Here is a 14565-nt window from a genome sequence, read left to right on the forward strand (position 1 = left end):
CTATAGACTTGCGTCGACCATACCGTGGCGAACGGCCAGCAAGGTCAGTTCGACGTCGCTGGTGACCGAGAGTTTTTCGAAGATCCGATAACGGTAAGTATTGACGGTCTTGGGCGACAGACACAACTTGTCGGAGATGATCTGCACCTTCTGGCAGCCGACGATCATCAAGGCGATCTGGATCTCCCGCTCCGACAGCGCATCGAACGGCGACCCCTGGGGCTGGAACGACTTGAGCGCCAGTTGCTGGGCGATCTGCGGGCTGATATAGCGCTGCCCGGCGAAGGCCAGGCGGATGGCCTGGACCATTTCGTCGAGGCCCGCGCCCTTGGTCAGGTAGCCGGCAGCGCCGGCCTGCAGCAGGCGGGTGGGAAACGGGTCTTCCTCGCAGACGGTAACCGCCACCACCTTGGTGTCCGGATGGCTGCGCAACAGCTTGCGTGTCGCCTCCAGGCCGCCGATCCCTGGCATCTTCACGTCCATCAGCACCACGTCCGGCTTCAACTCGCGAGCCAGCTTGAGCGCCGCCTCGCCGGAATCCGCCTCACCCACCACCTGCAAGCCATCGATATCGGCCAGCATGCGCGTAATGCCGGTACGCACCAGATCGTGATCGTCGACCACCAGGACCCTAATCAAGCAGACACCTCGTCAGTGGGGCGATTGGATCCCGCCACCTTAACAAAATTTTTCATCACGGACCTAGTGGCCCGTACGGTTAATCGTGTCCCCGGTATGGACGCAGAGGCCAAGCTGCACGCGCTCGTACAGGCCACTAGCGCAACGCGTCATTGAACAGCCTGCGCCGGTCGAGCTTGCGTACCCTCGGGTCCGGGTCGGCCTCTCCCGCTAGGCGGCTCAGCAGATGCCAGACGGCTTCCTGGTCGTCCCGGGGCAGTCGGCGAAAGGCACCGAGCAGACGGTCTTCCTCCGTGCTCAGGCTCTCCAGCGGTGCGGGGGTATGCACGCCACTGAGCACATAGAGCGCATCCACACCCTTGGCGGCCACCGCCGCGAGGTAATCGACCCGTGGCGTGCGCTCGCCGCTTTCGTACTTGCCCTGAGCATTGGGTTCGACACCACCGATCACACCGAACCCCCGCTGGGTCAGCCCCAACCGCTCGCGTTCTTCCCTCAAACGCGGACCGAATCCTTTCATCTGAATCACTTCCCCTTTCCCTTACATGCCTATGGATGCATGAGGCATCCGAGTGAATAGCCGCAAATCCAGTTGGCACTATGAGCATTGGATCCAATGTTTGCAAGCCATCATTGCCAGTGCAATCGCGCAAGGCGCCCCCAATACCGCATGGCCCCATGAAAACGTGAAAACCCGCGCCCAACAGGTGCATCAAGGTCTCTCGAAACTAACTAAACGCAGTCACGAAAGTTAACGGGAACACATGAATATGAAAAACCACGGGGTTGGACAGCCCCGAAAACACCCTGAAAATCGTCAGATTGACGCCATTTTATCGACATTCGCGCCGATATCATTTTTTTGACGACAAACTAATAACAAACTTTAACATATTGATTTTTAACAGTTTTTAAACTTTAACAAGACTAAATTAGAGTATTTCAGAGCACGCAGATAGCAACACTTGCGGCACTAACAAAAACAACATTAGGATATAAAAAGACCACCAAGAAATAGCCCAAACGCCACGTACAAGTGCGGCTTACTTCTGCGCGTCTGCCCATTCGACAACTTCTTGAACTGTGTATCTCGGCCGGCCTTGCACCGTGCCTGGGAAGAGGGATCTATGAACATCAGTATCTTTGGACTTGGTTATGTGGGCGCGGTGTGCGCCGGTTGCCTGTCGGCCCGTGGGCACCATGTGCTGGGTGTGGACATCTCCCAGGCGAAGATCGACCTGATCAACCAGGGCAAGTCCCCCATCGTCGAGCCCGGCCTGGAGCAGTTGCTGCTCGATGGCGTGCGCCAGGGCCGCCTGCGCGGTACCACCGACGTCCAGGCCGCGATCCTGACCACCGACCTGTCGTTGCTGTGCGTCGGCACCCCGAGCAAGAAGAACGGCGACCTGGACCTGGTGTACATGGAAGCGGTGTGCCGCGAGATCGGCACCGCGCTGCGCGACAAGGACAGCCGCCACACCGTCGTGGTCCGCAGCACCGTGCTGCCGGGCACGGTGAAGAACGTGGTGATCCCGATCCTCGAACAACACTCGGGCAAGCAGGCCGGCGTCGATTTCGGCGTGGCGGTCAACCCGGAGTTCCTGCGCGAGAGCACGGCCATCCAGGACTACGACTTCCCGGCGATGACCGTGATCGGCGAGCTGGACAGCCACTCGGGCGACTTGCTCGAGTCGCTCTACCAGGGCCTCGACGCACCGGTGATCCGCAAGTCGGTCGAAGTCGCCGAGATGATCAAGTACACCTGCAACGTCTGGCATGCCACCAAGGTCAGCTTCGCCAACGAAATCGGCAACATCGCCAAGGCCTCGGGCGTCGATGGCCGCGAAGTGATGGACGTGGTCTGCCAGGACCACAAGCTCAACCTGTCGCGCTACTACCTGCGCCCGGGCTTCGCCTTCGGCGGCTCGTGCCTGCCCAAGGACGTGCGCGCCCTCACCTACCGTGCCAGCCAGCTGGACGTCGAGCACCCGTTGCTGGCCTCGATCATGGCCAGCAATCGCAGCCAGGTGGAGCATGCCTTCGACATGATCGAGCGCCAGGACAAGCGCAAGGTCGCCCTGCTGGGCCTGGCCTTCAAGGCCGGCAGCGACGACTTGCGCGAAAGCCCGCTGGTCACCCTGGCCGAGAAGCTCATCGGCAAGGGCTACGACCTGCGTATCTATGACGCCAACGTCGAGTACGCCCGTGTCTTCGGCGCCAACCGCGACTACATCGAGTCGAAGATCCCGCATGTCTCCTCGCTGCTGCACAGCGACCTGGAGCGGGTGATCGACGAGGCCGAGGTGATCGTCCTGGGCAACAACGACGAGCGCTTCAGCCGTGCCCTGGAAGCCGGCACCGGCAAGCAGGTCATCGACCTGGTCGGTTTCATGCCCGGTGTCAGCGATACACAGCGCCAGGGTATCTGCTGGTAATCGACGCGCACATCGCCCCCCCTGCCCCGCACGCTACAGGCCCCGGCCTGTCCGGCGCGGGGCTCGGGCACCCGAGACAGGAGCAAAGGCTACATGGAACGACAGCAACAGCGGCCCTTCGAGGCACCAGGCTACCTGCGCGCGGGCGTCAGCTTCTGCGCCTGGGCCTGCCTGGCCGGCCTGATCGCGCTGGCGTCGGAGATGGTCGCGCCACAGTACCTGGACCCGAACCATCATCTGTTCATTTTCATCATCGGTACCCTGGGGATGTGGCGCTACGGCAATGCCATCGTCCACTACCTGCGCGGCATGTACTTCCTGCACTGGCGGTTCCCACGCCTGCGCCGGCAGGTCGAACGCATGGGCGATGCGGCGCTGCCTTCGCACATGTTCATGGTGGTCACCAGCTTCCGCATCCCGACCCTGACCACCTTCAAGGTCTACCAGTCGGTGTTCCAGGAAGTGCAGCGGCTGAAAGTACCGTGCACGGTGATCGCCTCGATCGTCGAGAAAGGCGACGAGACCTTCATCAAGGACATCATGCGCAACGAGGTCAAAGGCCGCGACGACATCAAGCTGGTGATCGTCCGGGCCCGAGGCACCGGCAAGCGCGACGGCCTGGCCCATGCTTTCCGCGCCCTGTCCCGGCAGATGCCGCTGGACGATGCGGTGGTCGGCGTGGTCGACGGCGACACCATGATGCTGCCTGGCTGCGTCGAGCGCGCGGTCAAGCTGTTCGCCCTGCTGCCAAACGTCGGTGGCCTGACCACCAACGAATTCTGCGAGGTCGAGGGCAGCCGCTGGATGCGCCAGTGGCACTCGATGCGCTTCGTCCAGCGGCACATCAACATGTGCTCCATGGCCCTGTCGCAGCGGGTACTGACCCTGACCGGACGGCTGTCGTTCTTCCGCGCCAGCGTGATGACCGACCCTGAGTTCATCCGCGACGTCGAGGCCGACTTCCTCGAGCACTGGCGCCTGGGCCGCTTCCAGTTTCTCACCGGCGACGACAAGTCCAGCTGGCTGTCGCTGATGCGTGCCGGCTGGGACACCTTCTATGTGCCCGACAGCCATACCCTGACCGTCGAGCATCCGCCCAGCGACAGCTTCTGGGTCGCCACTCGCCAGTTGATGTTCCGCTGGTACGGCAACTCGCTGCGGCAGAACTTCCGCGCCACCGCCCTGCTCGGCCGTGCGCGCCTGGGCCTGTTCACCCTGTACGTGCTGCTCGACCAGCGGGTATCGATGTGGACCTGCCTGATGGGCCTGACCGCCTCGGTGGTGGCAGGCCTGGTGTTCGGTATCCAGTACCTGCTGGTGTACCTGTTCTGGGTGCTGCTGTCGCGCAGCCTGGTGACCGTGCTGTTCGTGTTCGCCGGGCACCCGGTCAGCCCGATGTACCCCTTCGTTCTCTATTACAACCAGATCGTCGGTTCGCTGATGAAGGTCTACGCGATGTTCCACATGGACCAGCAGAGCTGGACGCGGCAGAAAACCACCCTGGCCACCGGCAGCGTCGACTTCGACGCCACCCTCAACCGCTGGTCCTCGAAGGCGATGCTGTGCTCCTCCATCGCCATCTTCTTCGGGGTCATCACCGTACTTCTCGAACTCACGCAACGTTAAGGAAAGGCGCCTGCACATGAGTAGCTCGAACACTCCCGTGGCCCCCGGCAAGACCGCGGCCAACATCGTCCACGAGGCGATCGACGAACGCCAGTACGTACGCACCCGAATGAACGCCCGCGTACGCCTGTCCGGCAGCGGCCAGGCGCCCTTCGAGGCCGCCCTGCAGGACATCTCCCTGGGCGGCATGGGCCTGCTCCACGAGGCACCGTTGAAGATCGGCAGCCTGTACGATGCCTCGATCCTGCTACGCCTGAACCAGGTCGACCTGTCGATCGACGGCAAGATCCGCATCGTCTCCCAGCGCGGCAGCGAGGTTGGCGCCCAGTTCGTCGACCTCGACGCACAGAAGCGCGACATCCTGCGCTACCTCATCAACGCCTACATGTCTGGCGAGATCGCCGACATCAATGGCCTGTTCAACGTGATGCAGCGCGAGAACTACATCAAGGAGCGCAAGCAGAAGTACGCCACCGCGCGCACCCCAGGCGACCGCCTCAAGGCCATGGCCGGCACCCTGCTGTACACCGCCGCGGGCGTGGCCGCCCTGGGCTTCGTGGCGTACAAGGGCTACTTGCTGTTCTTCCGCATTCCGGCGGTGCAGGCCCAAGTGGCGACCAACGCCCAGGTCATCAGCATGCCGGACAACGGCTACGTCAAGTACCTGCTGCCCGCCGGGGCCACCGAGGTCCACGCCGGCCAACCGCTGGCCAGCATCTCCACCCAACTGGCCACCAGCTTCACCAGCCCGGCGGACATGCAGGCCCTGGCCGACCTGGCCCCTGGCGACCTGCAGGCCCTGCTCGGCCGTGCCACCATCGAGACGGTGATCAACAGCCCCTGCGACTGCCAGGTCTACTACCCGGCCCAACGCCTGGACGGCTACGGCTACAAGCAAGCACCGCTGATGCACCTGCTGCCCAAGGATCAGGGTCTGTTCGTGCGCGCCAACGTGCCGTTCGACAAACTGGCCGACGTCGACCGTGTGCGCTCGGTGGACATGCAAGTGTTCGGCCTCGACGAACACTACGGCGGCAAGGTGGTCGATGCCCGGGTCGACGAGATCAACCGCAACCTGGCCCTGACCATCCAGCCGGACAGCCCGCTGCCGGCCGCGGCCTACCAGAAGGCGGTGGCGGTCGACCTGTACCTGGGCCTGCCGTTCGGCGGCGCACGCTGAAACGGGCGAGGACCATGACGCCATGACCGTGATGACGCCCTCCCGCCTGCTGCTGGCCAGCCTCGCCCTGGCCTGTGCCGGCGCGGCCTGTGCCGGGCAGAGCCTGGAGCAGATCCGCTATGCGCTGTACAAGAACCCCAGCGCCGACGTCACCACCGACCTGCGTGCGCTGGCGGCCCGGGGCGACCTGGCCAGCACGCTGTTGCTGGGCGATGTGCTGGCCGGGCGCGACGGCGCCAGCCGCCAGGAGGTGGTCGCGCTGTACCACGCGGCCTTCGCCGACGGCCGCGGCCTGGTCCCGGCGCTGGCTTCGCTGGCACGCCTGATCGACCGCACGCCGAGCCTGCGCGAGGCGCAGCGCCCGTGGATGGAACAGGCGTTGACGCGGTACCCCAGCCGCCTCGACCCACGCAACGCCAGCACCACCCTGGAAGTGTTCCTGACCTATCCGGAGCTGGTCGATGTGGAGCAGGCCTCGCAGCTGCTGGGCCTGTACGAACAGTCCTGCCTGCTCAACTGCCGCCCGCAGCTGTACCGCGCCGTGCTGGCCGAGCGCCAGGGCGATCGCCCCGGTGCCGAGCGCTGGTACCGCGAAGCCGTGCGGGTCGATGCGCGTGCCGTCGATCGCTACTACCGGTTCCTGGGCGATGACCAAGACCGGGCCTTCCCGGCCTTCGCCACGGCCCTGGAGGCGGAGCGCGCGCAACTGCCGGTGGAGATCGTGCACCGCATCGCCTCGCTGCTCGACAGCATTGCCAGCGTGCAACGTGCCGAGCAGGAAGCCGACCGCTACGCCCGCCAGGCCAACCCGCCAGCGGCCGGGCAGCCTGCGCCAACGCCCAGGCAACTGGCCCTGGAGCAGGCCCAGGCCGATGCCCTGGCCCAAGCCACCGCCCAGGTCCAGCGCTGGCGCGACGCCGCCGTGGCCCGTGGCTTCGTGCCGGCCATGGTGTCCAAGGCCAACTACATGATCTCCAACCCGACCGAGCACAACGCCGAGCAAACCCAGGCGTTGATCGACCAGGTCCGCCAGCGCGAACCGACCCGGGCCAAGGCCCTGCAGGCGTCGTTCTACATGGTCAACAACTGGCTGACCCTCGACCCGGACAAAGCCCGCGCGCTGATCGACGAACTGCAAGAGAGCGGCTATCCCGACGCCGGCCTGCTGCTGGCCGAGTACTACAGCAAGGGCGTGGCGGACCAGCCCGACCAGGACAAGGCCCTGGCCCTGTTCCGCGAAGAAGCCGCCAAGGGCTCCACCGCCGCCTGGTACCGCATGGCCACCCTGCACGCCTACGGCCGTGCCATCTGCCATGACCCGGTCAAGGCCTACACCTATGCCCAAATCGCCCTGAACCTGGGCGAACGTGGCGCCCGCAGCCTGATCAAGCGCCTGGAAAAGACCCTGCCCAAGGATGACATCGAGCGTGCCCTGGCCGCACGCAACGATCTGTTGAAGGAGGCCAACCTGTGAAAGCCCATCACCCCTTGTTCGGCGCCCTGCTCGCCCTGGCCCCGCTGCCCGCGGCGCTGGCGGCCGAGGAGATCACCGGCCCCGAGGCCGACAGCACCGAACCGGTGCGCGTGGTCCTCGCCGACGGCAGCGAACCGGTGATCACCTCGGAGTTCTTCAACAAGCTCACCGTGCAGACCGGCTACGGGCCGGAGGACTCCCAGGTCGATCGCAACCGCGAAATGTTCTACAGCCTGCGCTACGAGCCCTCGTTCGCCTGGTACGCGCCGGAGAAACGCTGGGCCAAGTGGATGGTCTACGGTCGCCTGTGGCTGAACTATGACACCAGCCAGTCGAGCAACCTCACCAGCGAGTCGACCAACGACAACGAACGCGAGCAGCCTGAAGGCTGGTATGCCGAGCTGCGCGAGCTGTACGTCAAGCGCAACCTGATCGGCGACGATCCACGCTTCTCCCTGTCCATCGGCCGCCAGCGTTTCTGGGACGACTACGGCATCTGGTGGGACGACAGCCTCGAATCGCTGCGCCTGAACTACCAGGACACCTTCTCCGAGGCCTTCCTCGCCGTCGGCCAGAAGTTCCACAACTACAACACCGACGTGAACAGCCTGGCCGCCAGCGAAGAGCGCACGCTCTACGTGATGGGCGAGTATGCCTACCGTTGGAGCCAGAACAACAAGATCGGTGTGCGCCTGATGCACGAGAACGACCACAGCGACCACGACATCGACGACCGCTACGACTTCAAGGGCCTGCGCTACGGCCTGTTCTTCAAGGGTGACAACCTCGCCCTGCCGGTGTTCAGCGACTACCACCTGGAGCTGGCCGCACTGGACGGCAAGATGGACAACACCACCCAGAGTGGCGTCACCACCACCGGCCACGACAGCAAGGGCTGGGCCGTGCTCGGCGAGGTCGGCAAGCGCTTCGACGCCTTGCCCTGGACCCCACGCATCGCCCTGCGCGGCGGCCTGACCGACAAGCCCGGTGACGAGAACGACGGCTTTCGCCTCAACCCGATCCAGTCCGACCGCATCACTCGCCAGGGCTCCTACAGCACGCGCCTGACCAGCTCGTTCGTCAGCCTCGACCTGCGCAACCTGAGCTACTACGGCATCGCCCTGGAAACCCGGCCGACACCGCGCAGTGCCCTGGACCTGCGTATCACCCAACTGAACCTGCGTGACGAGGATGGCGTACTGCCGATCCGCATGGCCGCCGACTCCCGCTCCAGGCGCCAGAACCAGCTCGACCGGGGCCTGTACGGCAAGGGTGACAACATCGGGCAGATGGTCGACCTCAACTACTACTGGAAGATGTTTCCGGTGGCCATCGATGGCAAGCACCTGGACGTCAACACCCTGGTCAGCGCCAGCTACCTCAATGCCGGCAGCGCGCTGAAGACCGGCGATGACTACCAGCTGAGCGTCGGCGTGGTGATCAGCTACTAAGGACGGACCCTGCCAATGATCTTCGCCTCCAACGTCTTCCTGTTCCTCTACCTGCCGCTGTTCCTGGCCGTCTATTTCCTGGCCAGGCCCCAGTGGCGCTCGGTGGTGATCGTTGCCGCCAGCTACATCTTCTATGCCTGGTGGCGCCCGGACTTCCTGCTGCTGTTCGTGGCGATCACCTACTGGAACTACTGGTTCGGCCTGCGCATCAAGGCGCGCCTGGACGCCGGCGACAAGCGCTGGGCCCTGCGCCTGCTGTGGCTCGGGGTGATCGGCAACCTGTCGACCCTGGGCTACTTCAAGTACGCCAACTTCGGCGCCGAAGTACTGGCGATGCTGCTGGCGCCGCTGGGCATCAATACCTGGACCCTGGAGAACATCTTCCTGCCCCTGGGCATCTCCTTCTACGTGTTCCATGCCCTGAGCTACATCGTCGACATCTACCGCAAGGACGCCACACCCACGCGCAACTTCATCGACTTCGCCGCCTTCGTCGCGCTGTTCCCGCACCTGGTGGCCGGGCCGATCCTGCGCTACAGCCAACTGGCGCCGCAGCTGCGCGAGCGCACCCATTCGCTGGAGCTGTTCTCCCTGGGCGTGTGCCGCTTCATGCTCGGTTTCATCATGAAGGTGCTGATCGCCGACCGCCTGGCGCCGATCAACGTCTTGTTCGTCAGCGAGGGCACCCTGCAGTTCAGCGACGCCTGGTTCGGCCTGGCGGTGTCGACCCTGCAGCTGTACTTCGACTTCGCCGGCTACAGCCACATGGCCCTGGGCCTGGCGCTGATGATGGGCTTTCGCTTCCCGGAAAACTTCAACCAGCCCTATGTGTCGCAGAGCATCACCGAGTTCTGGGCACGCTGGCACATGACCCTGGCGCATTTCCTGCGCGACTACGTGTACATGCCGCTGGTGCGCAAGCGCGTCGCCGGGGCCCTGCCGGCACTGGTCTGGACCATGCTGCTGTCGGGCCTGTGGCACGGGGCGAGCTTCGCCTTCATCTGCTGGGGCCTGTTCTTCGGTATCGGCATGGTCATCGAGCGCAAGTTCAACCTCGCCACCAAGGTCACCACGCCCTACCACCTGGGCCGCAACCTGCGCACCGGGGTGCTGATCGTGCTGAGCATGCCGCTGTTCTTCACCATGGACCTGCGCCACAGCCTGGACATCTACCAGGCGCTGCTCGGCTTCAACGGCTTCGGCTCGCTGGAGCTGTACGTGCTCGGCGCCTCGAAGATGGCCATGGCCTTCGCCCTGGTGGCGCTGGCCTGGCTGGTCCTGGCCGGGATCAACAACGTGCGCTTCTACGCCGGCAACAAGGAAGGCTATTTCATGCGCCATGTCGGCGTGCTGCACAGCGTGCTGCTGTGGGGGGGCTTTTTGCTGGCGCTGAGCAGCCTGGCGGCCAATTCCTTCTCGCCCTTCCTGTATTTCCAGTTCTAGGAGACGGCCATGTATCCGGTGATGAATTCGGCCAGCAAGGCCAACGGCATTCTCTTCGCCCTGGTGCTGGCGGCGATGTTCGTGTACTCGCTGCCACCGGTGTTCAGCTTCGCCCGAACCCAGGGCGACGCCTGGAACCTGTTCGTCGACGGCAAGCTGCTGCGCAAGTTCGAGCAGGTCTACGACAAGCGCTTCTTCCTGCGCGACCCGTCGGTGCAACTGTGGGCCGACGCCCAGTTCCACCTGTTCGGCGAAGGCACCAAGGGCGTGGTACTGGGCAAGGACGGCTGGCTCTACACCAACCAGGAATACCGCGTGCCCAATGACCTGGAGGCCAACGTGGCGACCCAGCTCGAGCAGATCGCCAAGGTCGAGAAACAGTTGGCCGAGCATGGCAAGCACCTGGTGCTGCTGCCACTGCCGATGAAGCTCGACATCTATGCCGAGCACGCCGAGCACGCCTTCGACCCACGGGTGACGAGCCTGTACGACCGCTTCGTCGGTGAGCTGCAGGCACGCCAGCTGGACGTGGTACCGCTGCGCGGCGCCTTCCTCGGCAACCTGGCAGGGCCAGGCTTGTTCCTCAAGTCCGACACCCATTGGAGCCCGCAAGGCGCACGCCTGTCGGCCTACGAACTGGCCCGCCAGCGTCCGCAACTGCTCGGTGACCAGCTCTATCGCTCGCACAAGGCCGGCGAGAAGAACGTCAAGGGCGACCTGATGAACTACCTGCAGTTCGACCACGCTCGCCTCGCGCCACAATTCGGTCCGAGCCGCATCGATCTCTACGAAACCCTCAAGGCCGACCAGGACGCCGACGACCTGTTCGCCGAGCAAGACCAGAGCCTGCTGCTGGTCGGTACCAGCTACAGCAAGATCGACGACTGGAACTTCGTCGGTTTTCTCAAGGAAGCCCTCAACCGCGACTTGCTGAGCATCGCCGTGGAAGCCCGCGGGCCGTTCGAGGCGATGAACCAGTTCCTGGCCAGCGATCAGTTGGCCAACCCGCAGATCGACACCGTGGTCTGGGAATTCCCCCTGCGCACCCTGCTGGCCCACCGCCCTGGCTCGCTCAGCCGCAGCACCCAACCCCAGCATTTCTGACGATTCAAGGAGAGCCCGATGAAACTTACCCACCTGTTCACCGCCATCACCCTGGCAGCCAACGGCCATGCGGCCCTCGCCGCCGAAGGCAATGCCGACTTGTACGATGCCGTGGCACCGGCCGACTCGGCGTTCGTGCGTGTGCTCAACCTGTCCGACAACAGCATCGACGTGAGCCTGAGCGGCAAGATCAACCCACAGAAGGTCGCCCCGGGCCAGCTCAGCGGCTACCGCTTCGTCCCGGCCGGCCCACACAAGATCGCCGTCGGCGCCCAGGCCATCGAGCCACAGCTCAAGGCCAACGCCGCCAGCACCGTGGTCTACGACGGCAAGCAGCTGTCGCTGATCGCCGACAAGTACATCAACGAACCGAAGAAGGCACAGATCGCCTTCTACAACCTGACCCCGGCCAAGGCCGCGCTCAAGACCGTGGACGGCAAGCACGTGGTGGTCGAGCCGCTGGGCAACGGCCAGACCGGCAGCCGCATGGTCAACGAAATCAAGATCGGCTTCGCCGCCTACGTCGCCGACCAGCGGGTCGCCAGCTTCGACGAACTGTTCCTCAAGAAAGGCCGCTCCTACAGCTACGTGCTGCTGCCCCAGGGCACCGGCTATCGCAGCATGGGCCAGGCCAACAGCATCGACCCGACCGAGTGATGCCCCGCTGCAAGGATGACCGGCACATGAACACCCTTCTTTCCCTGGGCCTGGCCACGGGCCTTGCGCTGGGCGCGTTGGCCGCCCAGGCGGCCGAGCCTGCCAAGGCCAGCGGTACCAATGCCGACAAGGCCGCCTGTAGCGACCTGCAATGCCTGGTCTGCCCAGCCCTGAGCGACCCGCGCCACTACGCCGAGGGGCGCATGAAGCTGATGCGCGAGATCGTCCCCGGCAAGGACCGCTGGCTGTTCCGCTCAGCGGTGGACCTGACCAACGACTTCGGCATCCCGGCGCCCATGCGCCCGGAATTCGCCCGCTTGATGGACACCTTCCATCGCCAGGGCATCCAGGTGGCCATGGCCATCCAGCCGACCCGAGGCCTGATGCACCGTGACAAGTTGTACGGCGATCGGCTGCACGGCTTCGACTACCCCCGCGCCAGCCACAACCTCGCCACCTACCTGGGCCAGTTGCGCCAGGGCGGCGCGGTGGTGGCGCCGATGATGCAACTGGTGCAGCAACCACCCAAGGCCGAGTTCTTCTTCCGCCGCGACCACCATTGGACCCCGGCCGGTGCCGAAGCCACCGCGCGCCTGATGGCCGAGGAGATCCGCCGCCAGCCCTTCTACGCGGGGCTGACCAAAAAGCACTACCGCACCGAACCCGGGGTCATGGTGCCCAAGGACGGCACCCTGAACCTGGCGCTGAGCTATATCTGCGGCAACAACTATGGTTTCCAGTACGTGCGCGGCTACCAGACCATCCCGGTGGCCGACAGCGCCGACGCCCTGTTCGACGAAGCGCCAGACCCGGAGGTGATCCTGGTCGGCGACAGTAACGCCGCTGCCCGCGAGGACGAAAGCAAGCAATTCAACTTCGACGGCTACCTCAAGCAGTACCTGGACGTGGACGTGCTCAACTATGCCCTGCCGGGCGTCGGCGAGGACGGCTCGCTGCTGGAATACCTGCTGTCGGCCGACTACAAGCCCGAGGCACCGCCCAAGCTGATCGTCTGGGAACTGCCGGCCAACTACCGGCTCGACTCGCCGTTGATGTACCGCCAGTTGGTGCCCGCCATCCAGGGTGGCTGCAAGGCCTCGAAAGAGGTGCTGGCCTCGAAGCTGCGGCGCCCGGCGCTGAAGGTCGGCGAGCGCATCGAGCTGCTGAGCAATGCCGGCAGTGCGCGCCAGGCGCTGGGAGGGGCAAGAGGGTTTCTCGACATCCGCCTGAGCGACAGGAACGTCAAGGACTTCTACATCATCGTCTACTACGACAACGGCGCCCGCGACAAGGTGTGGTTCCGCCGCGAAGCGGTGGTCAGCGGTGGCCAGTACTACCTGGAGTTGAGCAAGGACCCGGCCTTCGCTGGCGCCAACCTGCTCTCAGTGTTCCTCGAGCCGACCAAGCCCGGCACCGCCGCCACCGACGTGGAAACCCGCCTATGCCTGTGAAGCGCACAAGCCTGGCCCTGGTCATCGCCCTGGCCCTGTCGCCATTGGCGGCACCCGCGGCCCAGTCGCTATGGCCGCCGCGAGCCACGGCGCAGGCGGCGATGGTGGCCGACTACCGTACCCTGGCCTGCAGCAAGGCACCGCCCGCCCCCTATACCGGCAGCCTGCGCCTAGAAAGCAAGTACGACCAGCGCGACGCCAGCAAGTCGACCCTGCGTGCCCGCCCGGATGCCGACAGCGAACGGGTCGGCAAGCAAGTGAAGCAGTTCGTCGGTGGCTTGATCTACGCCGGCAAGCGCTTCGTACGGGCGAAAAAACCCCAGGACGCCAACATGGCCCTGGCCTGCCAGGACCAGTGGCTGGAACGTTGGGCCTCGGCAGGCGCGCTGCTCAGCCCCGACGCCAGCGGCACCGGCATGGCCGCGCGCAAGTGGGCGCTGGCGGCCATGGCCGGCGCGCTGCTGCTGACCCAGTCGGCCAGCGACGGCAAGGTGCGACTGACGGCCACGCAGACCGCCTGGATCACCCAGTTGGCCGAGTTGGTGATACGCGAATACGACCCGCGCCGTACCTCACGCACCGTGTACTTCAACAACCACGACTACTGGGCCGCCTGGGCAGTGGCCGCCAGCGGCATGCTGGTGGGCCGCGACGACTTCATCCAGTGGGCCGACGGCAACCTGCGCCGTGGCTTGGCCCAGGCCGTGCGCAGCCAGGATGGCAGCTACGCCTACCTGCCGCTGGAAGTGGCACGCGGCAAGCTTGCCGCCAACTACAGCCAGTACGCCCTGGTGCCCCTGGTGCTGTTGGCGGAATCGGCGCGGGCCAACGGTCTGCCTTGGCGCGACGAGGACCAGCGCACCCTCGACCTGCTGGCCAACTTCGCCGCACGCAGCATCCTCGAGCCGCAGGCCTTGCCCGAACTCGAGGGCCGCGCCCAGGTCGACGTCGCCCCCTACAAGCTGGCCTGGCTGATCCCGTTCCTGCAGCGCAACCCGGGCCATCGCCTGGCCCGCGAACTGTACGACAGCGAGGACGGCGAGGTGGACAACTACAGCCAACTCGGTGGCCCGCTCAAGCCGCTCTACCTACAACAGCCCTGATC

12 protein-coding genes are annotated in these 14565 nt (G+C 64.9%); 10 read left to right on the forward strand and 2 right to left on the reverse strand.

Features of this window, described 5'->3' with window-relative positions:
- Together uvrY and WCE05_RS00750 are read right to left on the reverse strand one after the other, a co-directional pair.
- Positions 1 to 639, reverse strand: coding sequence for a UvrY/SirA/GacA family response regulator transcription factor (gene uvrY, locus WCE05_RS00745; protein WP_054892718.1), 639 nt, complete (start codon positions 637 to 639; stop codon positions 1 to 3).
- Positions 640 to 775: 136 nt separating this feature from the next.
- The gene (locus WCE05_RS00750; protein WP_225788422.1) at positions 776 to 1159 is read right to left on the reverse strand and encodes a helix-turn-helix domain-containing protein; all 384 of its coding nucleotides are present in this window, start codon (positions 1157 to 1159) and stop codon (positions 776 to 778) included.
- A gap of 607 nt (positions 1160 to 1766) precedes the next feature.
- Here WCE05_RS00750 and WCE05_RS00755 point away from each other — a divergent pair.
- The 10 genes from WCE05_RS00755 (at position 1767) to WCE05_RS00800 (ending at position 14563) form a co-directional block, all read left to right on the forward strand.
- Positions 1767 to 3074 (forward strand): nucleotide sugar dehydrogenase, encoded by a 1308-nt coding sequence (locus WCE05_RS00755; protein ID WP_225788423.1) that lies wholly within the window; start codon positions 1767 to 1769, stop codon positions 3072 to 3074.
- 93 nt (positions 3075 to 3167) lie between these two features.
- Complete coding sequence (locus tag WCE05_RS00760; RefSeq protein ID WP_225788424.1) at positions 3168 to 4700, forward strand: glycosyltransferase; 1533 nt, start codon at positions 3168 to 3170, stop codon at positions 4698 to 4700.
- A 16-nt stretch (positions 4701 to 4716) separates the two neighbouring features.
- Positions 4717 to 5880: a PilZ domain-containing protein gene (locus tag WCE05_RS00765; protein ID WP_225788425.1), complete on the forward strand. Its 1164-nt coding sequence runs from the start codon at positions 4717 to 4719 to the stop codon at positions 5878 to 5880.
- Positions 5881 to 5902: 22 nt separating this feature from the next.
- Positions 5903 to 7354, forward strand: a complete 1452-nt coding sequence (locus WCE05_RS00770) for a tetratricopeptide repeat protein (RefSeq protein WP_368815304.1) — start codon at positions 5903 to 5905, stop codon at positions 7352 to 7354.
- A complete protein-coding gene (locus tag WCE05_RS00775; RefSeq protein WP_368815305.1) occupies positions 7351 to 8805 on the forward strand; it encodes an alginate export family protein in 1455 nt (484 codons plus the stop codon). Before WCE05_RS00770 ends, WCE05_RS00775 begins: the two co-directional genes overlap by 4 nt.
- Before the next feature lie 15 nt (positions 8806 to 8820).
- Positions 8821 to 10248, forward strand: a complete 1428-nt coding sequence (locus tag WCE05_RS00780) for an MBOAT family protein (RefSeq protein WP_253080461.1) — start codon at positions 8821 to 8823, stop codon at positions 10246 to 10248.
- Between the two features lie 9 nt (positions 10249 to 10257).
- The gene (locus WCE05_RS00785; protein WP_253091159.1) at positions 10258 to 11352 is read left to right on the forward strand and encodes an alginate O-acetyltransferase; all 1095 of its coding nucleotides are present in this window, start codon (positions 10258 to 10260) and stop codon (positions 11350 to 11352) included.
- A gap of 18 nt (positions 11353 to 11370) precedes the next feature.
- On the forward strand, positions 11371 to 12009 hold the full coding sequence (locus WCE05_RS00790) for an alginate O-acetyltransferase AlgF (protein ID WP_225788430.1): 639 nt from the start codon (positions 11371 to 11373) through the stop codon (positions 12007 to 12009).
- Between the two features lie 26 nt (positions 12010 to 12035).
- Positions 12036 to 13460: an alginate biosynthesis protein AlgX gene (locus WCE05_RS00795; protein ID WP_368815306.1), complete on the forward strand. Its 1425-nt coding sequence runs from the start codon at positions 12036 to 12038 to the stop codon at positions 13458 to 13460.
- Positions 13451 to 14563, forward strand: coding sequence for a polysaccharide lyase (locus WCE05_RS00800; RefSeq protein ID WP_253091161.1), 1113 nt, complete (start codon positions 13451 to 13453; stop codon positions 14561 to 14563). Before WCE05_RS00795 ends, WCE05_RS00800 begins: the two co-directional genes overlap by 10 nt.
- The last annotated feature ends 2 nt before the right edge of the window (positions 14564 to 14565 follow it).

The sequence above is a fragment of the Pseudomonas sp. I2 genome, assembly GCF_040984075.1.
Taxonomy (GTDB): domain Bacteria; phylum Pseudomonadota; class Gammaproteobacteria; order Pseudomonadales; family Pseudomonadaceae; genus Aquipseudomonas; species Aquipseudomonas guariconensis_B.